Raw genomic sequence first — 22418 nt, forward strand, 5'->3', positions numbered from 1 at the left:
TGGGCGCTGACGGGGTCAGAACAGGTCTTCACGGTAGCGGCCTCCGGCACGCAGTTGTTCCACGCTCAGCGCCAGCGGGCCGAGCAGTTCGTCGAAGGCGCGGCGCACGCCCTGGGCCATGTCGCGCCCGCCGCAGACCAGCACCTGGGCGCCGGCCGCGATGAGTGGCCGCAGCTCGCCCGCATCCGCGCGCAGGCGGTCCTGCACGTAGCCCGGCTGCGGGCCGGCGGAATACACCGTGCGCAGGTCGCTCAGGCGGCCATCGGCGCGGGCCTGATCGAGGTCGCGCTGGAACGGCACGCCGGCTTGCGCGACGCGCCCGCCCCAGTAGAGGTAGAGCGGCCGCTGCGGGCGGTTGTGGCGGGTGAAGCCGGCCAGCGGGCCGATCCCGCTGCCGGCGCCGATCAGGATCAGCGGGGCATCGCCCGGCTGCGGCTGGAAGTCGCGGTGCGGCTGCAGCGTCGCGTCGAGGGTGTCGCCAAGTTGCAGGCCGTGCAGGTAGGTGGAGCAGAGGCCGCCGGCGCGCAGGCGCACGCAGATGTCCAGCAGGCCGTCGCGACTGTCGCTGGCGATGGAGTACTGGCGGGGCGTGGCGGCGCCGGGCGGGTAGATCGCCAGCAGGTCGCCGGCCTGGTAGTGCGGCACCTGGCCGAGCGGGGCGAAGCGCAGCACCGCCAGTGGCACATCGCCGGGCGCCGCGTGCAGCTGGCGCTCGACCAGCCTGAAGCGCGACTCCGGGCGCGGCAGGCCCACGTCGCCTGCCACCAGCGGCAAGCCCAGTGCCGCCCCCAGTTCGCCTGTCCAGGCGGCAAACTCCTCGGGCTGGCTGGCCTCTATGTCGCGCCGCGGCAGCAGGCGTTGTAGGCCGCGGCCGGCCAGGGCGGCGTCCACGTCCACCGCGTATTGGCAGAAGCGCGGGAAGCGCCGGTCGCCGAAGCCCAGCACGGCGAAGCGCGCCGAGGCGGGGAGGTGCAGCCGGTCGAGGCGCTCGAGGAAGCCCGCCGCCGATTGCGGGGCGTCGCCATCGCCGTAGGTGGCGGTCAGGACCAGCAGGGCGCGCGCCGCCGGGAAGGGGCGTGGGCCATCCTTCAGCGCGGCGCTGTGCACGCGGGCGCCGGTTGTCGCGAGCGCCGTCTGCAAGGCGCTGGCGAAGGCCCAGGTGCCCTGGGTTTCGCTGCCCACCAGCAACACGTACTCCGCGCTCTCGGGATCGGCTTGCGAGGCGAAGGTCGGCTGCTGGCGGCGGCGCCGCAGGAACAGCAGCACACCGGTCACGCCCAGCAGCGGTACGCCCAGGGCGGCGACGCCGAGGAGCGGGCTGGCGGCCCCCAGCAGTTCGCCGCTGTGCAGGCCGTAGATGAACTCGTAGAGGCGCTGCGCCGGCGTGTGGGGCGTGTAGCCCAGCCACTGGCCGCTGACCGGGTCGACATAGCCGTCGCCGTTGGCGGTGCGCAGGGTGTAGGTGGCCTGGGTGTCGCCGGCCAGGGGGAATTCCAGTTCGCGCAGCTGGCGCAGCGGCACCTGCTGCAAGGCCGCCAGCTCGCCAGCGGGCAGCGGCGTGCCTTGCGTCACCTGTTCAGGGAAGGCGGCCTGCTGTTCCAGGTCGCTGGCGAACCATTCGAAGTGCTCCGCCGACAGGTAGGCGCCGCTCAGGCCCAGCAGCAGGGCCACCGGCAGCAGCGCGCGGCCGACCTGGTTGTGCCAGCGCGAGGCGCGCCCGCCGCGCACCGGGGCCGCCAGCTTGCGCCAGCCACCCTGGCGGCGGGCGAGCAGGGCCAGCCCGGAAAGGCCCAGCAGGAGCATCCCCAGCGCACCGCCGCCGGCGAGGGCGTGGCCCGTCTCGCCCAGCAGCAGCGAGCGGTGCAGGTCGCGGGCGAGGCGGTAGATGGCGGGCGGCTCATAGCTGCCGAGCACCGCGCCATCCCGGGCCGACACCCGCAGCGCACCCTGTTCGCCATAGGCGATCAGCAGGCCGGAGGCGTGCCGCTCCAGGCGCTCCACGCCGGGCACCGAATGGCTCACCTGCTCGGCGAGCTGCGCCACGGTTCGCGACGGTTCGGCCCCGGCGGTGACCCGCTCGGCCAGCGGCTGGGTGGACAGCAGCGCGCCGCTGCCGGCCAGCACCAGCAGCAGGGCGGCCAGCAAGATGCCGGGCCAGGCGTGCAGACGACGAAGCATGGCGGCCTCCTGAATCACATCTGGTAGCGGAAGTTCGCGACGTAGCCGCTGCCGGCGTTGTCCTGGCCGGCACCGTCCCGGGTCAGCGGTACCTTCACTTCGGCGCGGTTGGAGCGTTTGTCTTCCACGGCGCTGTCGATGCGGATCTGGTAGCCGGCGTCGATCAGGCTGTCGGCCACCTCCACCGAGACCTGCAGGTGCTCGCCGCTGCCGACGCTGGCGCCGCTCAGGCCGTCGAACTCGGTGGCCCGCAGGCCGCTGCCGCGCGCCCAGTCGCCCAGGTGCTTGTAGTACTTGGCCTTCGGCCCGGCGACCCACAGGGTGCGCTGGTACTGGCCCTGGGCGTCGGTCAGGTAGATGGCCAGGTAGGCGTTGTTGCCGCTGTAGTCGGTGAGGGTGGTGTCGAGGGTGAGTTCGCGGGCCTGGGCGAGGGCCGGGCCGGCCACGGCGCCAGCGACGGCCAGGGTGATCAGGGTGGTCTTCATGATGGGCCTCCTATGGGGAGACTCGACTGTGTGCCGCTGCGCTTAAACCAAGCTGAACCGCTCTGCGGCGCGACTTCAGGTTGGTTTCAGGTTGCGCTGCTAAGGCCTGCGCTGCGCCCTGCGCGCGAGGCGGCGGCGCCGTGTTGCAGGGGTGTTACGTCTCGCCGGCGCAACAGCGGAAAAATTCCCCGCGCGCCCTCTTGCAGCGCGTTGGCGCTGCGCTAACGTGTGTTTCTCCGGCCGTCGTGCGAAGGCGAAAGCGCCCTTCGCGGCAGGGTGTTTTTCCGCTGAACTTCTGCCCGGAGCGCATGATGGAAACACGCAGCAAGAGACGACGCGCCAATGCCCTGCAGATCACCCTGATGGGCGCGGGGCTGATGTGCCTCGCCCTGGTCCTCGCGGCCGCCCTGGTGGACCTGTGGCCGCAGTCCTACCCCAAGTTCCCAGCGGCCGGCGCGGTGGGCGACCCCGGCGTGCAATGCCTGGTCGGCTGGTGCCCCGGGCCGGATGCGCGGCTGCTGGTGATGGTCATGGTCGCGGGGGCGCTGGGCAGTTTCGTCCACGTGGCGAAGTCCTTCGGCGACTTCGTCGGCAACGACCGCTTCATGGCCAGCTGGATCTGGTGGTACCTGCTCAAACCCTGCATCGGCATGGCGCTGGCGCTGATGCTCTACCTGCTGGTGCGTGCGGTGCTCGTCGCGGTGAGCACTGGCGGCGATCCCGCCAGCGTCAACCTCTATGGGCTGATGGCCATGGCCGCTCTGGTAGGGATCGCCTCCAAGCAGGGCACCGACAAGTTCGCCGAGGTACTCGACGCGCTGCTGCGCACCCGTCGCGGCGGCGGCGACGCCCGGCGCAAGGACCCGCTGGAGAACCCCGTGGCGCTGATCAGCGAGGCGCAGCCGCCGGTGCTCGACGCCCAGTCGTTGTACGTCACCCTGCGCGGCAAGGGCTTCAGCCGTGGCGCGCGGGTACTGGTGAATGGCGCCGAGCGCGAGACGTCGCTGGCCGATAGTTGCCGTCTGGCGTTCCAGCTGTTGCCCGAGGATGTGGCGGTCGGCGGCACGCTGGCCGTGGTGGTGGTCAACCCGCCGCCGGGCGGCGGGCCGTCCGCGTCGCTGATGCTGGAAGTGAGCGCCCCCGAGCCACCGGAACTGGCGCAGTCAGCGCCGGTGGCGATGGTGGTGGCGTCGGCAGAGGAGGACTCGGCGGTGGCGTCGCTGCACTGAGCCCAGCGGTGACTTTGGCCGTTGTAGGAGCGAGCTTGCTCGCGAACCGCTGGGCGTCGGTGCTGCCGGTAGAGCCGTTCGCGAGCAAGCTCGCTCCTACCCAAAGCGGGAGGTGCGCAAAATGAAAAAGGCCCCGAAACGGGCCTTTTTCATGGACGCCGGACAGGCCGTCAGGCGCTGCTGTTCACCGTGGCGCGCTTCACCGATCGGGCGGCGGGCGCGTGGTGCTCGTCGTGCTCGTGATCGTCGACGATCACCGGCACCTCGTTGCCCTCGGCGTCGAACAGCTTGCCGTTCTGGAAGTAGTCGCCCTCGTTCAGCGCGGCGATGTCGCGGTAGCGCAGGGTGCGCTCCTCGGCGGCGACGAATACCGATTGCTGGTCCGAGTTGCCGGTCTTCAAGTGGTTGAACAGCAGGTTCAGGCCGATGGCCATGATCGCCGCCGAGCTGATGCCGGAATGGAAGATGGTGGCGAACCAGCTGGGGAAGTGCTCGTAGAAGCTCGGCGCGGCGATCGGGATCATGCCGAAGCCGATGGACGTGGCGACGATGATCAGGTTCATGTTGTTGCGGTAGTCCACCTTGGACAGCGTGCGGATACCACTGGCCGCCACGGTGCCGAACAGCACCACACCGGCGCCGCCGAGCACCGAGGAGGGCACCGCGGCGATCACCCGGCCCATCACCGGCAGCAGGCCAAGGGTGACCAGGATCAGGCCGCCGGTGGCCACCACGTAGCGGCTCTTCACGCCGGTCACGGCCACCAGGCCGACGTTCTGGGCGAAGGCGCTCTGGGTGAAGGAGCCGAAGATCGGCGCGAGGATGCTCGATGCCATGTCCGCGCGCAGGCCGTTGCCCAGGCGCTTGGAATCGACCTTGGTGCCGATGATCTCACCCACCGCGAGGATGTCCGCCGAGGTTTCCACCAGGGTCACCATGATCACGATCAGCATCGACAGGATCGCGGCGATGTGGAAGGTCGGCATGCCGAAGTGGAAGATCGCCGGGAAGGCCACCATCGGGCCTTCGGCCACGCGGGAGAAGTCGGTCATGCCCAGCGCGGCGGCAATCAGCGTACCGATCACCATCGCCAGCAGAATCGACAGGCGCGAGATGGAGGCGCTGCCCAGCTTGCTCAGCAGCAGGACGATCACCAGGGTCAGGGCGGCCAGGCCGATGTTGGCCATGCTGCCGAAATCCGGGGCCTTGGGGTTGCCGCCCATGGCCCAGCGCGCCGCCACCGGCATCAGCGTGAGGCCGATGGTGGTGATGACGATGCCGGTGACCAGCGGCGGGAAGAACTTGGTGATGCGCGAGAACACCGGGGTGATCAGCAGGCCGATGAACGATGCCGCCATCACGGCGCCCAGCACGGCGTTGAGGCCGCCACCCTCGTAGCCGCCGCCGAGGATGGCGATCATGGTGGCGACACCGGCGAAGGATACGCCCTGCACCAGTGGCATCTGCGAGCCGAAGAAGGGAATGCCGAGGGTCTGCAGCAGGGTGGCGAGGCCGCCGGCGAACAGCGAGGCGGCGATCAGCAGGCCGATCTCGCTGCCGGAGAGGCCGGCCGCCTGGCCGAGGATCAGGGGCACGGCGACGATACCGCCGTACATGGTCAGAACGTGTTGCAGGCCGTACGCCAGGTTGGCGCCGATTCCGAGGTTCTCGTCTTCCGGGCGTGCTCCGGCGGACGCTACAGCTGAACGATCATTCATGGCTGAGGACTCGCTTGTTTTTGTTGTGCGGCCACTGTAGACAAACTACGTGGGAGATTTCCACTGTTTTGTATACATGTTTCTGTCCGATGGTCCGGAATCTGACCGAACGGTTATGTGGTTTTTCTGGCTTGAAGGCTCTGCAATCGGCGTTCTGCATGAAATCCTGACCCGGCGTGCGCTGCACGAAATGTGTGCACAGGTGAATCCAAAAGCACCAGCAGGTTGCGTGCAAGGCGCGATAAGGGGCTTTGCAACAGCCTGTACACAGCCCGTCGCAAATTGCGGGCCAGCGAAGCATCGCGCAGGTCTTTCTCCCCGATGGAGGCTGGTGCTGCTATAACCGTCCGCCTTGGTCTTTGGCGGATTTCGAGAAGAGATGGCCCTCCCACCGCTGCACAGTTTCAAGGTGTTCGAAAGCGTGGCCCGCCTGGGCAGCCTGGCGGCGGCCGCGGTCGAACTGCACGTCACCACCGGCGCGGTCAGCCAGCAGGTGAAGGCGCTGCAGGCCAGCCTGGGCGTGGAACTGTTCGAGAAGCGCGGCCGCCAGTTGGTGCTGACCGACAGCGGCCGTGAGCTGCAGAAGCGCGTGGCGAGCGCCATGGGCGAGATCACCGGGGCCGTCCAGGCGCTGCAGGCGGGAAGCCGGCAGGACGAGGAGCGGGTGGACATCTGCCTGTCGATCCCGCCGGCCGAAGGCGTTGAGTGGCTGGCCCGGCCGCTGCTGCGTTTCATGGAGCAGTCGCGGTCGGTGCGGGTGAGCGTGATCACCGCGCCGGGCATGCCCCAGGTGGACTGGCGCCGCGCCGATGTGGCGGTGATCTACGGTAATCCGCCATGGCCCGGTGTCTGGTGGCGCCTGCTGCATGGCATCCGCATGACACCGGTGTGCAGTCCGCAATACCTGCGCGGGCCGCTGGCCATCGTCGAGGCCGCCGACCTGGCGCGGCACCGGCTGCTGCACGAGGACGACGGCAGCCAGTGGCAGCAATGGCTGGCGGAGGCTGGGTACAGTCGGGGCGGCGCCGAGGACATCCATTTCGAGGATTTCGGCATGGTCCTGCAGGCGGCGCGCGACGGTTTCGGCGTGGCGCTCAGCGATGAGGCGGTGTCACGGCGCGACCTCGACGAAGGCCGGCTGGTACGCCCGTTGCCGATCTCCGTGGCGGCGGTGCACAACTACTACGTCGTCTGCCCCGAGGCGAAACGCGAACGCCCGGAGGTCCGGGCGTTCATCGAGTGGTTGCTGTCGATAGGCGAGCAGGGGGCGACGGGCTCGGCATGAGCCTGTAGGAGCGAGCTTGCTCGCGAACCAGAATCAACCTGGCGCGCCAGTGCGGAACGATCGGCCGTTGTTCGCGGGCACGCTCGCTCCTGCAAGGATCTAGTGACTCCATGCCAGGCGTCAGCGTGGGCCTCAGTATCGATACCCCCGTCCATCCGTGAACCGGATGTCGGTGAGAATGCTGATGTTCTTCTCCACCTTGTACAGCGCCGAGCTCCTGATCAGCTCCGGGTCGCTGAAGGCTTCGCCCTTGGCGCGGCCGGCCTGGATCTGCTGCATCTTGTCGCGCACCGCGACGACATCGGCGTAGGTCATGGCCGGCACCTTGCCCGGGTCTTCGTCAGCGTGGGCGCCATAGAGGGTGGTCTGCGGGTTGATCACCTTCAGCGTGGAGTCCAGCGACGCCACGTAGTCCGCGAGGTTCCCCGCCAGCAGCCAGGACGGGTAGAGGTGGTCGCCGGAGAGCAGGATGTTGTGGGCTTCATCGAACAGCGCGACTTCGTCCGGCGTGTGGCCGGGCATGCTCAGCAGGCGCAGCTTGAGGCCGCCCAGGTCGATCACCTCGTCGGGCTTCACCAGGCGCGAGACCCGGAAGGGCGCCAGGGTCATATGGTCGATGCTGCCCAGGTGGACCGGCTCGGGCACTTGGTAGAGGCCGTCGGCGCGGCGGAATTTTGCCGTGAAGGGGGTATCGAGCAGGTAGATGCTCTGGAAGTTGTGCAGCCCGCCGAGGTGGTCGAAGTGCAGGTGCGAGGGCAGTACCGACAGCGGCTTGTCGGTGATCCGGCGGGCGACCTGTGTGATGTCTTCCGTCTGGTTGGCGCCGGAATCGAACATCAGCGCCTGGTGCGAGCCCACCAGCAGGTACGAATAGTTCTTCTGGTAGTAGTGCGGCTCGCCGATGGCGTAGAGGAAATCCGTGAGCTTGTGGACCACGAAGGCTGGTTTTTCAGGCTTGGGGGCTTCGGCGGCGGTCACCGCGAAGGGCGCGCCGAGGAGGGTAGTGGAAGCCACGGCCAGGGCTTTGATCAGCATGCGCATGGGGCGCGAACCTCGTTCTCGTTGTTGTCGGGGGCGGGTTGTCCGCCAGCATCTCACTGCTGGCGAGGGCGCACTTCAATGCACGATTTCTGCGGCCCGACAGTTCAGTTCGGCTAAAGCCTGGCGGGATCAGCGGCGCTGATTTTCGGCGTTCTGCATAAGCAGGGCTAATTATTCATTCGGGGAATTCATGGCAGCGACGTCGCCATGCCGGTAGAACTGTGCGGGTCGAGCGCGCTGTTCGCGCCAGTTCCCACTGTTCCCGGAGCCATTTCCATGACGTCCAGATGGACCGCTTTGCTGCACGTGCTGAAAACCCTGTCCGTCGCCTGGGGCGACTACAACAGGCGCAATTTCGTCCGCCGCTGAGGCGGGCGATTCGCCCCACCGTTCAGTCTCGTTTCCGCCTTACCCCAAGGATTTCGTCATGCAACCCGTCACACCGCAGATCGCCCCCGCCATCGCTACCCTCGCTCCCGGCTTTCGTGCCCTGAGCATCACTGTGGAGGCCGCGCCGATTCTTCATCCCGAGGTGGCGGAGCAGGCCTTGCAGCGCGCCTGCGCGGCCCTGGCGGCGGGCGAGCCGGCGTGGGGTGATGCGCACCTGGCCGCCTGGGCCGAGGCGTTCCGCCGCTTTGGCGCCAAACCGCAGCGCACCCCCTGCTCGGCGGAAGCGCTGCGCAAGCGCGTGCGGCGCGACGGCGGCCTGCCGAGCATCGATCCGGTGGTGGACCTGTACAACGCCATCAGTGTGCAGTTCGCCATCCCGGTGGGCGGGGAAAACCTCGCCGCCTACGCCGGCACCCCACGCCTGGTGATCGCCGAGGGCAGCGAGACCTTCGACACCCTGAAGGACGGCGCACCGGCTCACGAATCCCCCGACCCCGGCGAAGTCATCTGGCGCGACGACCTGGGCGTTACCTGCCGCCGCTGGAACTGGCGCCAGGGCGTGCGCACCCGCCTGGATGCCGAGGCGCAGCAGATGTGGTTCATCCTCGAAAGCCTGCCAGAGATGCCGCTGGAAGCCTTGCGCGAAGCGGGCGATCAGCTGGTTGCCGGCTTGCTGGCAATGATGCCGGGGGCAAGGACTTCGACCTTGCTGGTCGGGCCGGGCGCTTGAGCCTGGCGTGCCGTTGCTCAGCGTCGGGCCACGCCCCGATTACAAAGGTGCTCCGGCCACCGGCGCATGCCGCGCCATCAGCTCGACGATCCAGTCGATGAAGACCCGCAGCTTGGCGCTGACGTGGCGGTTGGGTGGGAAGGCGAGGTAGAGGGGCATGCTGTCCATGCTCCAGTCGGCGAACAGTTCCACCAGCTCGCCGCGGGCCAGGGCCTCCTCGGCCATGTAGCGCGGCAGCCAGAGCACGCCCATGCCGGCGATACCGGCGGCCAGGTAGGCGTTGCCGTCGTCGACCGTCAGCGCCGGGCGGCCATGGACCTGCACGGTCTCGCCACCTTTTTGCAGGGCATAGGACAGCGGCTTGCCAGTGCGCGCCCAGAGGTAGCCGACGATGCGTTGCGGGTGGTCTTCCAGGTCGCGCGGATGCCGGGGCACTCCGGCGCGCCGCAGGTAGCCGGGCGCCGCGAAGACGCCCAGCGGCAGGTCGCCGACCTTGCGCGCCATCAGCGACTGGTCGGTGAGCTCGCCGCCGCGCACCACGCAGTCCACGTTCTCGTCGATCAGGTCGACCATGCGGTCGCTGACGCCCAAATCAATCTGGATGTCCGGGTAGCGCTCATGGAAGTCGGGCAGGGCGGGGATCAGCAGCAGGCGCGCCAGCGGCGTGGGCACGTCCACCCGCAGCCGCCCGCGTGGCGTGGCGGCCGCGCTGGAAAGGCTGGTCTCGGCGTCGTCCATGTCCGCCAGCAGGCGCACCACGCGTTCGTAGTAGGCGGCGCCATCGGCGGTGAGGTTGAGCTTGCGGGTGGTGCGGTTGAGCAGGCGCACGCGCAGCCGCGCTTCCAGCTGCTGGATCAGCTGGGTCACGCTGGTGCGGCTCATGTGCAGGGTGTCGGCGGCCTTGGTGAAGCTGCCGGTTTCCACCACGCGGGCGAAGGCTTGCATCGCATCGAAACGGTCCACGGCGGCTCCGGCTGGCTGGCGGGTGGAGGGCAGATTGTTTGGATTCTACAAACAATGCTGAAGCGTGTTGCCAGATTATCGCGAAGCCCGTGCGCCTTAACCTGCCTCCATCGTTGAACCGGGGCCGCGGCCCCCCTGATGGAGCACGTCCATGCCGACTCGTGATGTGGTTTTCCCCGCTGGCCGCCAGGCCCTTTATGAACGCAACCGCTATTCCCCGGCGGTCCGCAGCAACGGCCTGTTGTTCGTCTCCGGCCAGGTCGGCAGTCGCGAGGATGGTTCACCCGAACCCGGCCTCGAGGCCCAGGTCCGGCGGGCCTTCGACAACCTCAACGCGATCCTCGCCGCCGCCGGCTGCAGCTTCGAGGACGTGATGGACGTGACGCTGTTCATGGTCGACCCCCAGGCGAACTTCGAGCGTGCCTGGCAGGTAGCCGCCGATTACTGGGGCGCTGCGCCCTATCCCACGGTGACGGCGGTGGGAGTGACGTGGCTGTACGGCTTCGACTTCGAAATCAAGGTGATCGCGCGCCTGCCGCAGGGTTGAGGGCACAGGGCAGGGCGGCGAGACGGGGCGGCCGGGTTTCTTTACCATGCCGCCTTGTTTTGCATCGCCAGGAATACCCCATGACGACTCCCACCTTCCGCACCGCCACCCCCGCCGATACCGACCGCTGCTTCGAGATCGAAACCACTGCCTACGAGGGCGACGAGGCCGCCACGCGGGAAAAAATCGCCACGCGTATCGCCCAGTATCCCGAGGGCTTTCTGATCATGGAGCTGGGCGGCGAGATCATCGGCTTCATCAACGGCGGCTGCGCCCATGAAGTGGTGATGTCCGACGAGGCGTTCAAGGAACTCGTCGGCCACGACCCGGCGGCGCTCAACGTGGTGATCATGTCGGTGGTGATCGACCCGGCGCAGCAGGGCAAGGGGTATTCGACCCGGCTGATGCGCGCCTTCATCCAGCGCATGACCGGCCTGGGCAAGCGCACCATCCACCTGATGTGCAAGGACCGCCATGTGCCGCTTTACGAGCGCTTCGGCTACCGCTACGTGCAGCCGTCGGCGTCCGACCACGGCGGCATGGCGTGGCACGAAATGGTGATGGAGCTGCCCGCCGCCTGACGCGTCAGCGCTCCGGTCGGTCGTCGACCCGATCGCGGGTGGCGCGTTCGGCCAGTTGGTCGAAGGTTTCCGGCAGCAGGGCGGCTTCACCCTGTTCGTCGAGCAGTTGGCGGAACACCAGGTGGTCCGGGAAGCTGCGGCTGATCAGGGTGAGCAGCTCGGTGCCGCGCTCGGTCAGCTCGAAGTTGTTGCCGGTACCACCATGTTCGCGCGGGCGTTCCTGGATATAGCCGTTGGCGTAGAGGTCGCCCTCCAGGTCGCCGGCGACCTTTTTCAGATGGTCCACGCTGCCTTCCACCGGCTCGCCCTGCAGCCGGTGCTGCTCGGCCACTTCCTCGCCGCACTCGCGGGCCTTGTAGGGTTCGTCGGCGCAATCCTGCGCGCGCAGCAGCAGGCGTTCGATCAGGTCCCAGTCGTAGCTCATGGCGTGTTCTCCTCGTCGGGATGGAAGGCGATTGAGGGCCTTCCTGACGTGCGACCCGGCGAGGCGGGGAGGGTTCGACTTTCCTGCGAGGCGGCCCTGAGCGGCGGTGCAACCATCGATACCGTCGAGCTTCACTATCGACACAATCGAGTGGAGTGCGGGCCGCGCGGGCCTGAAGATCTGTCCCACGAGCTGGTCGAACCGAGCAAGGGACAGAATCGATGAACACCGTGCACCTCATACCCAACCGCCTCATCATCCGCGCTGCCCTGGGTTCGCTGGTGCTGGCCGCGGCCGGCCTGAGCGGTTGCGCGGCGACCTCGGAAACCCGGCTGAGCTGGGACAGCCTGGGCGGCAGCACGGCCCAGGATGGCGGCGCCTACCTGAGCTGCGTCGACGGCAGGCTGACGCCCGGCACCGCCACCTTCGTCAGCGAGAGCGGCGGCACCCGCCAATTGCTCACCGGCAGCGCCGACCCGGTGCAGGCCAGCGGCATCGTCGAGGTGACCCCGATCGCCGGCGGCAATCATTTCAGCGCCTACCAGCGCAGCGCGTGGCACGACAAGGGCGAGTTGCTGGACGCCGCCTACCAGTGCGCGCAACACAGTTGAATCGGCTTCGAGCGGGTCGCTCCCCCCAGCGACCTGCCCAGCGCCGGCAGGCGGCGAATAGCCTGCGTCAGCGTCTGCCATCGGGCTCTCGCTGAATCACTCTCCCAGGGCGCTCCCCCCGGCGCCCCTGTATCGCCCGCCGAGCCCCCCACTCGACGGGCGTTTTTTTTAATTTACGACTGTTGTGTATTCTGATCGGGCATGCCAGTGTGTGCGCCCTGGCGGCTGTCTTCGCCTTTCGTTGCCCATCCTGCGCATCCGGTCTGTCCGCCGGGCGCTGAACGAAGCCGCCGGCCGACGGTACACTCACTCCCGTCGCGTAACAGAAGTACAAGAGAATCGAGATGAACACGCACTTTCCGACTTGCGCCGTCTGGGTCCGTCGCGACGCAGACCTGCCCCTTCCCACCAACCTCCAGCCGACGGTGACAGCATGATCGAGGTAACCGAAGTTTCCATTGCGCAGCTGCGTGAAGCCCTCGAGTCAGGCCGCACCACCGCGGTCGAACTGGTCAAGGCCTACCTCGCGCGCATCGACGCCTACGATGGCCCGACCAAGCTCAACGCCGTGGTCGTGCGCAACCCCGAGGCCCTGAAGGAAGCCGAAGCCTCCGACGCCCGCCGCGCCCGTGGCGAGACCCTCGGCCCGCTGGATGGCATCCCCTACACCGCCAAGGACAGCTACCTGGTCAAGGGCCTGACCGCCGCCTCCGGCAGCCCGGCCTTCAAGGACCTGATCGCCTACCGCGATGCCTTCACCATCGAGCGCCTGCGCGCTGCCGGCGCCATCTGCCTGGGCAAGACCAACATGCCGCCCATGGCCAACGGCGGCATGCAGCGCGGCGTCTACGGCCGTGCGGAGAGCCCGTACAACCCGAAATTCCTCACCGCGCCGTTCGCGTCCGGCTCCTCCAACGGCGCCGGCACCGCGACCGCGGCGAGCTTCTCGGCCTTCGGCCTGGCGGAAGAGACCTGGTCCAGCGGTCGCGGCCCGGCCTCGAACAATGGCCTGTGCGCCTACACGCCGTCCCGTGGCGTGATTTCCGTGCGCGGCAACTGGCCGCTGACCCCGACCATGGACGTGGTGGTGCCCTATGCGCGCACCATGGCCGACCTGCTCGAAGTGCTCGACGTGGTGGTTGCCGAAGACCCCGACAAGCGCGGCGATCTGTGGCGCCTGCAGCCGTGGGTGCCGATTCCCGCCGTTTCCGAGGTGCGCCCGGCGTCCTACCTGGACCTGGCTGCCGGCCCGGAAGCGCTCAAGGGCAAGCGCCTGGGCGTGCCGCGCATGTACATCAACAAGGACGAGCTGGCCGGCACCAGCGAGAAGCCCGGCATCGGCGGCCCGACCGGCCAGCGCATCCACACCCGCGCCTCGGTCATCGACCTCTGGGAGCAGGCGCGCAAGGCCCTGGAAGCGGCCGGCGCCGAAGTCATCGAAGTGGACTTCCCGCTGGTTTCCAACTGCGAGGGCGACCGTCCGGGCGCGCCGACGGTGTACAACCGCGGCATCGTTTCGCCGGAATTCCTCCACGATGAGCTGTGGGAGCTGTCTGGCTGGGGCTTCGACGATTTCCTCCGGGCCAACGGCGATCCCAAGCTGAACAAGCTGGCCGACGTCGATGGGCCGAAGATCTTCCCCCACGACCCGGGCACGCTGCCCAACCGCGAGGACGACCTCTGCGCGGGCATGGACGAGTACGTCAACATGGCCAAGCGCGGCCTGAAGACCTGGGACCAGATCGAGACCCTGCCCGACGGCCTGCGTGGCCTGGAAAAGACCCGCAAGCTCGACCTGGAAGACTGGATGGACGAGCTGAAGCTGGACGCCGTGCTGTTCCCCACCGTGGCCGACGTCGGCCCGGCGGACGCCGACGTCAACCCGGAATCGGCCGACATCGCCTGGAGCAACGGTATCTGGGTCGCCAACGGCAACCTGGCGATCCGTCACCTGGGCGTGCCGACCGTTACCGTGCCGATGGGCGTGATGGCGGACATCGGCATGCCGGTAGGCCTGACCTTCGCCGGCCGCGCCTATGACGACTCGGCGCTGCTGCGCTTCGCCGCCGCCTTCGAGGCGACCGGCTCCAAGCGCCAGGTGCCGCCGCTGACGCCGCCGCTGGGCTGATTGGCTCACGCTCGATGAAGAACCGCGCCCTCGGGCGCGGTTTTTTTATGGTCGCAAAGTGTGGGGGCCGCGTTGTCGATGGTCCGATGCATTGCTGGCTCGCGAACCAGCCTGGTATTCACCGGTGGCACTGGCGCTCCCCTGTAGGAGCGGGCCATGCGCGCGATCCGTCGGCAGAGCCGGCGCTGGCCTGCGCGCGAATCCTCCCGGTGTGCTGCTTCAGTTTGGGTGTTTCTGCGCCGCTTTGGCGTGCGCATGGACTTCCCGTTTCGCCCCCTCGGGCGACCCACTTTGGTAAACGCCCCAAAGTGGGCAAAGGTCTTGCCCCAATCATCCGGTTTTCGCCTGGGCGAAAAATCCCCTCGTTGAAGCGCAGTTTCAGGGGCCCGCCGCGAAGGGCCATCCCTGGCCCATCGCGGCTCTCGCGACATCCCTGTCGCGCAACCCCTGAAACTCCGCTTCAACGAGGCCTCTGAACGGGGCCGTTGGGCGTTTGCGGACATTTCGCTGCAGAGCCCTGGAGAGCGAACGGCAGAAATCGAATGTAGGAGCGAGCTTGCTCGCGAACGGATCCGACGCAGGCATTAACCTTGGAGACGGGACGGTGTGCCTGGCCCCGTTGCGCAGATGGCGCGCCGATCCGCCTTCGTAGGAGCGGACCTTGTCCGCGAAGGTTTGTCTCGCAAAAGAGCATCGCGGAGACGCTCCGCTCCTACCTGAAGTATCTCGCTGGGGCATTTCTCCGCCCTGGCTGCGCGCCCCACTCCGAAGGGAGAGGGAGTCGTCCGATGCCGCCGGCCAGCGCGGTGCTTTGCGTGACGCCGGTCAGTCCCCTCTCCCTTCAGGGAGAGGGCTAGGGAGAGGGAAATCCCAGGCACGAACTTTCAGAGAAAGACAGTCGCTCCCACGGGAGCCGCCTTCACTTCGCCGACTTCACATTCCCATGGCGCACCTCCTTCGACGGCGAATAGCCGTAGAACGACGTGTAGCACTTGCTGAAATGGCTGGGCGAGACGAAGCCACAGGCCAGCCCGACCTCGTACATCGGCAGGCTGGAATGCTGCAGCAGGCGCCGGCTCTCGGTGATGCGCAGCTCCAGGTAATAGCGCACGGGCGTGGTGCCCAACTGCTCCTGGAACAATCGCTCGATCTGCCGCTTGGAGCGCCCGACATAGCGGGACAGCTGGTCCTGGCTCAGCGGCTCTTCGATGTTCGCGCTCATCAGGTTGATCGCCTCGCGCAGCGGCTCGCTGAGTTTCTCGTGCAGCGCCGGGCGGGTGCGGCGGAAGCGCGATTCCTCGAAGGCGAGGATGTCGACGATGGCGTCCACCAGCTCGCGGCCGTGGCGCGCATTGATCCACTCCAGCACCAGGTTGAAGGCACCCGTGGGGCTGGCGGCGGTCAGGCGGTCGCGATCGACCTGGTAGCTCTCGCTGGTCACCTCGCTGTGCCGCGCGATCTCCGCCAGCGCCGCGCGGTTCTCCGGGTGGATGGCGCAGCGGTAGCCGTCCAGCAGGCCGGCCTGGCCGAGGAACCAGGCGCCGTTCCACAGGCCGGCCAGGGCGATGCCCTTGTCGGCGGCGGCCTGCAGCAGGCGCGTCAGGTCGGGGATCGCCCGCAGCGGCGTGCGCAGGCCGCCGCAGACGACCAGCAGGTCCAGCTCGACGAGCTGCGCGGCGTTCAGCGCCGCGCCGGGGCAGATCACCAGGCCGAGGTCGCTGGTGACGGATTCGCCGTCGAGGCTGAAGGTCTGCGTGGCGAAGGTCTGCGCGCGGATCAGGTTGGCGGTGACCAGGGTGTCCAGCGCCTGGGTGAACGCCGGCAGGGAGAAGTGTTCCAGCAGCAGGAAGCCCACCCGCGCGAGGCGGGTGGGCTCCTTCGATTCGCTGTCGAGATAGCGCAGGTTGCGGCCCTGCATGGCTCCGCTGAACTGCCGGCGTTCGACCAATCGGCACCTCCTCTGTCGGTGGGGCGGTTGGCTCAGCTGCGCACGGCGCGGCGGCCGATACTGGCCTGGGCGTGGTGCGTCGTGCGTCGGCCGGTCTGGCTGAGCAGGATGATGATCACCGTCAGCGCCAGGGTCGAACTCACCTCCACGCGGTGCGTCGGCATGATGAACATCACCACCAGGATGAAACTGATGATCGCGATGACCAGCCAGGTGAGCCAGGGGAACAGCCACATGCGGAACACCAGCTCATGGTTGCGCCGGCGCAGGATGCCGCGCATGCGCAGCTGCGACACGGCGATGGCGAGGTAGACCAGCAGGGCGATGGAGCCGGAGCTGGCCAGCAGGAAGTCGAACAGCCGCCCCGGTGCGAAGAAGTTGAGCAGGGTGGTGAATACCCCGATCAGCGTGCTGGCGATCACCGCCGCGCGCGGCACGCCGGCGGCGGACGTGCGCTGGATGAAGGCTGGCGCGTCGTTGCGCCGGCTCAGCGAATAGATCATCCGCGAGGCGATGTACACCGAGGAGTTCAGGCAACTGGCCACGGCGACCAGCACCACCAGGTCCATCAACAATTGCGCGTTGGGGATGTCCAGCAGCTCCAGGGCGCGCTGGTAGGAGCCGATCTCCACCAGGCGCGGATCGTTCCACGGCACCACGGAGATGATCACCAGGATCGACAGCAGGTAGAACACGCTGATGCGCCAGATCACCGAGCGCGTGGCCTTGGCGATGTTGCGGCTGGGGTCGCTGGATTCGGCGGCGGCGATGGTCACCGCCTCGGTGCCGATGAAGCTGAACAGGGTGGTGATCAGCGCGCTGAAGATGGCCGTCCAGCCATTGGGCATGAAGCCGCCGTGCTCGCTCATCAGCCGGTGCAGGCCGCTGACCTCGCGCCCCGGCAGCAGCCCCAGCAGCGCGGCCGCGCCCAGGCCGATGAAGGCGATGATGGCGACCACCTTGAGCATGGCGAACCAGAATTCGAACTCGCCGTACTTGGCGACGCTGAACAGGTTGGTGACGGTGAGCAGCAGGGTCATCGACAGGGCGAACACCCAGGTTTCGACCTGCGGGAACCAGTTGTTGAGGATGACCCCGGCAGCGATGGCCTCGATGGGGATCACCAGTACCCAGAACCACCAGTACAGCCAGCCGATGGTGAAGCCGGCCCAGCGGCCGATGGCCTGGTCGGCATAGGCGGAGAAGGAGCCGGTGTCCGGGCTGGCCACGGCCATCTCGCCCAGCATGCGCATCACCAATACCACCAGCAGTCCGGAGAGGGCGTAGGCGACGATGGCGGAGGGACCGGCGGCGGCGATCGCGTGGCCGGAGCCTACGAACAGCCCCGCGCCGATGATCCCCGCGATGGAAAGCATGGTCACGTGGCGGGGCTTGAAGCCCTGCACCAGATCGCCATTGGCGCCGTTTGCACTGGGAGCACTCATCTATCGGCCTTTTTTATTGAAATTGTTATCAGGGCGGGCTGACACCGGCCCGGCGCAGTTCCCTTCGCTTTGCTCGTCCTTGAGGCGAGGCCGGGACGACGACGCGGCAACATGCGCTGCACGCGAGGCCCAAGCTAAGGCACCGGGTGGGCGGCGAGTTGCTCGAAATCGCCATGGGCATGGCCAAAAACGACATCACCGGCCGACGCATTACTGGCCAAGAGCCGCTCTGCAATGATGGTTCCTGGAGCCCAGACGCCCCTCGGCGCCGGCGGCACTAGGTCGCTCAGCGAGGGGGGGCGGGCAGGCTGGCGAGGAGCTTTTCCAGCAGGGCGGCGAGCTTCTTCTGCTCCGTCGCGCTCAGGCCGGCGAGCACCTGGCGCTGGTTGTCGACGTGGGCGCTCACGGCGTCATCGATCAGCGCGAGGCCGGCTTCGCTCAGGCCGACCAGCGAGCCCCGGCCATCGTCGGGGTTGGGCATGCGCTCTATCAGCCCTTGCTTCTCCAAGCGGTCGAGGCGGTTGGTCATGCTGCCGGAGGAGATCATCGCCGCTTCGTAGAGCACGGTGGGCGTGAGGCGGAAGGGCGGGCCGCTGCGGCGCAGGGTGGCGAGTACGTCGAACTCGCCCGGTTGCAGGCCGTACGCGGCGAACAGCGGGTTGAGGTGGTCACGGGCGATCAGCTGCGCGGCTTCGCCAAGGCGGCCGAGCAGGAGCATGCCGTCGGTGTCCAGCTCGGGCAGTTGCTGGCGCCATTGCTCGACAGCGAACGCGGCTCTGTCCATGGGGCTTCCTTTTTATCTTGATGTCGAGATACATTGAAATTGTCTTGATGTAGAGATATTCGCCTGCGCCGTCCTTGCGATCAAGGGCTGGCGTGCACCGTAAGGATGATTCCCATGCCCAGAAGCGTTTCGCTCGCCACCTGCCTGCTCGCCGTCGTGCTGGCAGGCCTCAACCTGCGCCCGGCGCTGGCCTCCATCGGCCCGCTGCTGGACTCGCTACAAGCCTCTGCGACGCTGAGCGACAGTCTCGCCAGCCTCCTGACCAGCCTCCCGGTGCTGCTGATGGGCCTGGGCGCGCTGAGCGCTGCCCAGTTGCTGCACCACGTGGGGGTGCGCCGGGGTGTAGCGTTCGGCCTGCTGCTGATCGCCCTGGCCTGCGGGCTGCGCCTGTTGCCGGGGCCTTGGGGGCTGCTGGGCGGGGCGGTGCTTGCCGGGCTGGGCATCGCCGCCTGCCAGGCGCTGCTGCCGGTGTTCATCCGTCAGCGTTTCGGCACGCGGGTGGGCGGTGCGATGGGGGCGTATTCCACCGCGATCATGGGCGGCGCGGTGCTGGCCAGCGTGGCCTCGCCCTGGCTGGCGAGCGTCTGGGGAGACCTGCCGGCGCTGGCGTTCTGGGCGCTGCCTGCCGTCCTGGCGCTGCCGGTGTGGGCCCAGGCGGCGGACGAGGTCGCGCCAATGAATGCGGGCGCGCCGGCCTTTTCCGGGGTTGCCCGGCGCGCCGCCTGGCTGGCGCTGTTCTTCGGCCTGGGCACCGGCGCCTACGTGCTGGTGCTCGCGTGGCTGCCGCCGTACTACACGGCGCTCGGTTGGACGCCGGCGCAGGCCGGCGCGCTGCTTGGCGGATTGACGCTCACCGAGGTGGTCGCCGGCCTGCTGGTCTCGGCTTTCATCGACCGGCTGCCGGACCGCCGTCCGGCGCTGGTCCTGGCCATCGCCTTGCTGCTGGGCGGCCTGGTCGTGTTGATCGCCTGGCCACAGGAGCTGGCGCTGCTGGCCATGGTCGGGCTCGGGCTGGGGATCGGGGCGCTGTTCCCGCTGTCGCTCATCGTCGCCATGGACCGCGCCCATGGCCCCGCCGAAGCCGGCGCGCTGGTGGGCTTCGTCCAGGGTGTGGGCTACCTGATCGCGGCGCTGTTCCCGCTGCTGGCGGGGCTGGCGCGGCAGTCCATGGCCAGCCTGGCGCCGGCCTGGATCGGCATGGCGCTGGTCTGCCTGGTGATGCTCGTACTTGTCAGCCGCTTCGCGCCGCCGCGCCCGCAGGCGGTCGAGGCACAGGCCTGCTGATAAGCCCATGGCGCGATCATTCGGGACTAGGCTGAGTACTTTGGTCTGCCTCAGGTGATCCGCCATGTCCCTCGTCCTGTTCGGCCACCCGTTTTCTTCCTACACGCAGAAAGTGCTGATCGCGCTCTACGAGAACGCCATGCCCTTCGAGTTCCGCAGCCTTGGCCCGGATCAGCCGGAGAACGGCGCGCACTGGCTGCGCCTGTGGCCGCTGGCGAAGTTCCCGGTGCTGCTGGATGGCGAACACAGCGTGGCCGAGACCAGCATCATCATCGAGTACCTGCACCTAAAGCATCCCGGCCCGGTGCGCCTGCTGCCGGAGGATCCGCTGAAGGCGCTGGACGTGCGCTTCCTCGACCGCTTCTTCGACTGGCACGTGATGACCCCGGTGCAGCACGCCGTGCTGGGGGCCATGAGCGGGGACGCGACCCGGCGCGCCGAGGGCCTGGCCCATGCCGTGAGCAAGCTGGAGCTGGCCTACGCCTGGCTGGAGGAGGAACTCGCCGGACGCACCTGGGCGGCGGGGGATGGCTTCAGCCTCGCCGACTGCGCGGCGGCTCCGTCGCTGTTCTATGCCGACTGGACGCACCCCATCGGCGACCGCTACCCGACCCTGCGCTCCTATCGCTCCCGCCTGCTGGCGCGCCCGTCGTTCGCCCGCGCGGTGGAGGAGGCACGGCCGCACCGGCCGCTGTTCCCGCTGGGGGCGCCGGATCGCGATTGAGTGTTCCGCCTTTTGTAGGAGCGAATTTGCTCGCGAACATCCTGCCAAGCGGTTCGCGAGCAAGCTCGCTCCTACAGGGGCAATCGCCTGGATGCTGGGCAGACCTTAGGCAACAGGCAAAAAAATCCCCCGTGCGCTGCCGCGACCGGGGGAGGCAAGACCCACGCAGGGGGGCTGCGCGGGCGAGGTAGAACCGGGTGTTTTGATGAGCCAAGAGCCCCTCACCCTAACCCTCTCCCGCAAGCGGGAGAGGGGACCGTTCGGTGCAGGTGAAATCGTTGCTTCAGCCGGCACTGGTGGCTCCCTCTCCCTTCAGGGAGAGGGTTGGGGAGAGGGAAATCCCGGACGGAGGTTCAGGAGAAGACAGCTCTTACTGGCCGGCAAAGCTCACAGGCGAATCAGCACCGACTTCAGCTCGGTGTAGTGCTCGATGGCGGCGGCGCCCATTTCTCGGCCCAGGCCGGACATCTTGAAGCCGCCGAAGGGCAGCGCCGGGTCGAGTGCGCTGTGGCAGTTGACCCACACCGAGCCGGACTTGATGCGCGGCACCATGCGATGGACTGCTGCCAGGTCGTTGGACCAGACGCTCGCGCCCAGGCCGTAGGGGCTGTCGTTGGCCAGGCGCAGGGCGTCCTCGATGTCGTCGAAGGGCATGGCGACCAGCACCGGGCCGAAGATTTCTTCCTGCACCAGCGGGTTCTTCTGGTCGACGTCAACGATCACCGTGGGCTTGACGAAGTAGCCGGGGCCGAACTGTTCGCCGCCGCAGGCGATGGTGGCGCCCTTGTCGCGGCCCAGTTCGATGTAGTCGTACACGCGCTTCTGCTGCTTGGCGGAGATCAGCGGGCCCATGTCGATGCTCGGGTCCAGGCCGTTGCCCAGCCTCATGCCGTTGGCGATGCCGGCGATGTCGGCGACCACGTTGTCGAAGTGCTTGCGCTGGACGTACAGACGCGAGCCGGCACAGCAGACCTGTCCCTGGTTGAAGAAGATCGCCTGGGCGGCGCCCGCGGCGGCGGTGGCGAGGTCGGCGTCGGCCATGACGATGGTCGGCGACTTGCCGCCCAGTTCCAGGGTCACGCGGGTCATGTTGTCCATGGCGGCCTTGCCGATTTCCTTGCCGACCGGGGTGGAGCCGGTGAAGGTCAGCTTGTCCACCAGCGGGTGGTGGGAGAGGGCAGCGCCCGCGCTGATGCCGGTGCCGGTGACGACGTTGAACACGCCCGCCGGGTAGCCGGCTTCGAGCACCAGCTCTGCGAGCTTCAGAGCGGACAGCGGGGTTTCGTCGGCGGGTTTGAGCACCACGCTGCAGCCGGTGGCCAGTGCCGGGCCGAGCTTCCAGCAGGCCAGCAGCAGCGGGAAGTTCCAGGCGACGATGGCGCCCACCACGCCGACGGCTTCGCGGCGGATGTAGCCGTGGAATTCGCCGTCGGGCATCAGTGGCATGGACACATCCACCGTGGCGCCTTCGATCTTGGTGGCATAACCGGCCATGTAGCGCAGGAAGTCGATGGCCAGCTGCACGTCCATCACCCGGGCGACGGCGGCGCTCTTGCCGTTGTTCAGGCACTCCAGTTCGGCCAGCAGGTCGGCGTCGCGCTCCATCAGGTCGGCGAGCTTCCACAAGAGGTTCTGCCGCTCGCGCGGGCGGGTGCGGCTCCAGGCGGAGTCATCGAAGGCCTGGCGGGCGGCGCGCACGGCGCGGTCGACGTCGGCAGGCGTGGCGGCCGGCACTTGGCAGAGCACGTCGCCGGTGGCCGGGTTGCGCAGGTCCATCAGGGCGCCGTCGCTGGCGCGGGACCAGTCGGCGCCGATCAGCATCGTCGGGGAGCGCTGCAGGAAGGCGCGGGATTCGGGCTTGATGGGCAGGGAAGCGAGCATTGCGGTGGCCTCTTGTTGTCTGTTCGTGCTCCCGGTCGGGGA

Annotated in this window: 19 protein-coding genes; 9 read left to right on the plus strand and 10 right to left on the minus strand. The window is 68.1% G+C overall.

Annotation, left to right across the window (positions count from 1 at the left end):
* Window positions 1–15: 15 nt before the first annotated feature.
* Together N0B71_RS19310 and N0B71_RS19315 are read right to left on the minus strand one after the other, a co-directional pair.
* Window positions 16–2178 carry a PepSY domain-containing protein gene (locus tag N0B71_RS19310; protein WP_259754315.1) on the minus strand — a complete coding sequence of 721 codons (2163 nt, stop codon included), beginning with the start codon at window positions 2176–2178 and terminating at the stop codon, window positions 16–18.
* Between the two features lie 14 nt (window positions 2179–2192).
* Window positions 2193–2663: a DUF2271 domain-containing protein gene (locus tag N0B71_RS19315; protein WP_259754316.1), complete on the minus strand. Its 471-nt coding sequence runs from the start codon at window positions 2661–2663 to the stop codon at window positions 2193–2195.
* Between the two features lie 311 nt (window positions 2664–2974).
* Between N0B71_RS19315 and N0B71_RS19320 the strand changes: the two genes are divergently transcribed.
* Window positions 2975–3892, plus strand: a complete 918-nt coding sequence (locus tag N0B71_RS19320; protein WP_259754317.1) for a hypothetical protein — start codon at window positions 2975–2977, stop codon at window positions 3890–3892.
* Window positions 3893–4062: 170 nt separating this feature from the next.
* On the opposite strand, the gene N0B71_RS19325 is transcribed toward N0B71_RS19320, so the two are convergent.
* Window positions 4063–5610 carry a nucleobase:cation symporter-2 family protein gene (locus N0B71_RS19325; protein ID WP_259754318.1) on the minus strand — a complete coding sequence of 516 codons (1548 nt, stop codon included), beginning with the start codon at window positions 5608–5610 and terminating at the stop codon, window positions 4063–4065.
* 379 nt (window positions 5611–5989) lie between these two features.
* Between N0B71_RS19325 and N0B71_RS19330 the strand changes: the two genes are divergently transcribed.
* Window positions 5990–6895: a LysR substrate-binding domain-containing protein gene (locus N0B71_RS19330; protein WP_259754319.1), complete on the plus strand. Its 906-nt coding sequence runs from the start codon at window positions 5990–5992 to the stop codon at window positions 6893–6895.
* Between the two features lie 132 nt (window positions 6896–7027).
* On the opposite strand, the gene N0B71_RS19335 is transcribed toward N0B71_RS19330, so the two are convergent.
* The gene (locus tag N0B71_RS19335) at window positions 7028–7936 is read right to left on the minus strand and encodes an MBL fold metallo-hydrolase (protein WP_259754320.1); all 909 of its coding nucleotides are present in this window, start codon (window positions 7934–7936) and stop codon (window positions 7028–7030) included.
* Window positions 7937–8363: 427 nt separating this feature from the next.
* Here N0B71_RS19335 and N0B71_RS19340 point away from each other — a divergent pair, with 427 nt between their 5' ends.
* Window positions 8364–9056, plus strand: a complete 693-nt coding sequence (locus N0B71_RS19340) for a B3/B4 domain-containing protein (RefSeq protein WP_259754322.1) — start codon at window positions 8364–8366, stop codon at window positions 9054–9056.
* A 39-nt stretch (window positions 9057–9095) separates the two neighbouring features.
* Here the strand turns inward: N0B71_RS19340 and N0B71_RS19345 are convergent, their stop codons facing one another.
* Window positions 9096–10019, minus strand: coding sequence for a LysR family transcriptional regulator (locus N0B71_RS19345; RefSeq protein WP_259754323.1), 924 nt, complete (start codon window positions 10017–10019; stop codon window positions 9096–9098).
* A gap of 151 nt (window positions 10020–10170) precedes the next feature.
* Between N0B71_RS19345 and N0B71_RS19350 the strand changes: the two genes are divergently transcribed.
* Together N0B71_RS19350 and N0B71_RS19355 are read left to right on the plus strand one after the other, a co-directional pair.
* A complete protein-coding gene (locus N0B71_RS19350; protein WP_259754324.1) occupies window positions 10171–10566 on the plus strand; it encodes a RidA family protein in 396 nt (131 codons plus the stop codon).
* An 80-nt stretch (window positions 10567–10646) separates the two neighbouring features.
* On the plus strand, window positions 10647–11147 hold the full coding sequence (locus N0B71_RS19355) for a GNAT family N-acetyltransferase (protein WP_259754325.1): 501 nt from the start codon (window positions 10647–10649) through the stop codon (window positions 11145–11147).
* Between the two features lie 4 nt (window positions 11148–11151).
* On the opposite strand, the gene N0B71_RS19360 is transcribed toward N0B71_RS19355, so the two are convergent.
* Window positions 11152–11571 carry a transcriptional regulator gene (locus tag N0B71_RS19360; RefSeq protein ID WP_259754326.1) on the minus strand — a complete coding sequence of 140 codons (420 nt, stop codon included), beginning with the start codon at window positions 11569–11571 and terminating at the stop codon, window positions 11152–11154.
* Between the two features lie 221 nt (window positions 11572–11792).
* Between N0B71_RS19360 and N0B71_RS19365 the strand changes: the two genes are divergently transcribed.
* Window positions 11793–12182: a hypothetical protein gene (locus N0B71_RS19365; RefSeq protein WP_259754327.1), complete on the plus strand. Its 390-nt coding sequence runs from the start codon at window positions 11793–11795 to the stop codon at window positions 12180–12182.
* A 433-nt stretch (window positions 12183–12615) separates the two neighbouring features.
* Window positions 12616–14310 (plus strand): amidase, encoded by a 1695-nt coding sequence (locus tag N0B71_RS19370; RefSeq protein ID WP_259754328.1) that lies wholly within the window; start codon window positions 12616–12618, stop codon window positions 14308–14310.
* A 919-nt stretch (window positions 14311–15229) separates the two neighbouring features.
* Here N0B71_RS19370 and N0B71_RS19375 read toward each other — a convergent pair.
* From N0B71_RS19375 to N0B71_RS19385, 3 genes are all read right to left on the minus strand, one after another.
* The gene (locus N0B71_RS19375; protein WP_259759619.1) at window positions 15230–16228 is read right to left on the minus strand and encodes a GlxA family transcriptional regulator; all 999 of its coding nucleotides are present in this window, start codon (window positions 16226–16228) and stop codon (window positions 15230–15232) included.
* Window positions 16229–16290: 62 nt separating this feature from the next.
* Window positions 16291–17703, minus strand: a complete 1413-nt coding sequence (gabP, locus tag N0B71_RS19380; protein WP_259754330.1) for a GABA permease — start codon at window positions 17701–17703, stop codon at window positions 16291–16293.
* A gap of 286 nt (window positions 17704–17989) precedes the next feature.
* A complete protein-coding gene (locus N0B71_RS19385) occupies window positions 17990–18487 on the minus strand; it encodes a MarR family winged helix-turn-helix transcriptional regulator (RefSeq protein ID WP_259754331.1) in 498 nt (165 codons plus the stop codon).
* Window positions 18488–18601: 114 nt separating this feature from the next.
* On the opposite strand from N0B71_RS19385, the gene N0B71_RS19390 reads away from it, so the two are divergent.
* Together N0B71_RS19390 and N0B71_RS19395 are read left to right on the plus strand one after the other, a co-directional pair.
* A complete protein-coding gene (locus tag N0B71_RS19390; protein ID WP_259754332.1) occupies window positions 18602–19771 on the plus strand; it encodes an MFS transporter in 1170 nt (389 codons plus the stop codon).
* Window positions 19772–19835: 64 nt separating this feature from the next.
* Window positions 19836–20495: a glutathione S-transferase family protein gene (locus tag N0B71_RS19395; RefSeq protein ID WP_259754333.1), complete on the plus strand. Its 660-nt coding sequence runs from the start codon at window positions 19836–19838 to the stop codon at window positions 20493–20495.
* Window positions 20496–20882: 387 nt separating this feature from the next.
* On the opposite strand, the gene N0B71_RS19400 is transcribed toward N0B71_RS19395, so the two are convergent.
* Entirely contained in the window at window positions 20883–22376 is a 1494-nt protein-coding gene (locus N0B71_RS19400) for an aldehyde dehydrogenase family protein (protein ID WP_259754334.1), read from the minus strand.
* Window positions 22377–22418 lie beyond the last annotated feature (42 nt).

Origin of the sequence: Pseudomonas sp. GCEP-101 (assembly GCF_025133575.1) — a bacterium.
Taxonomy (GTDB): Bacteria; Pseudomonadota; Gammaproteobacteria; order Pseudomonadales; family Pseudomonadaceae; genus Pseudomonas; species Pseudomonas nitroreducens_B.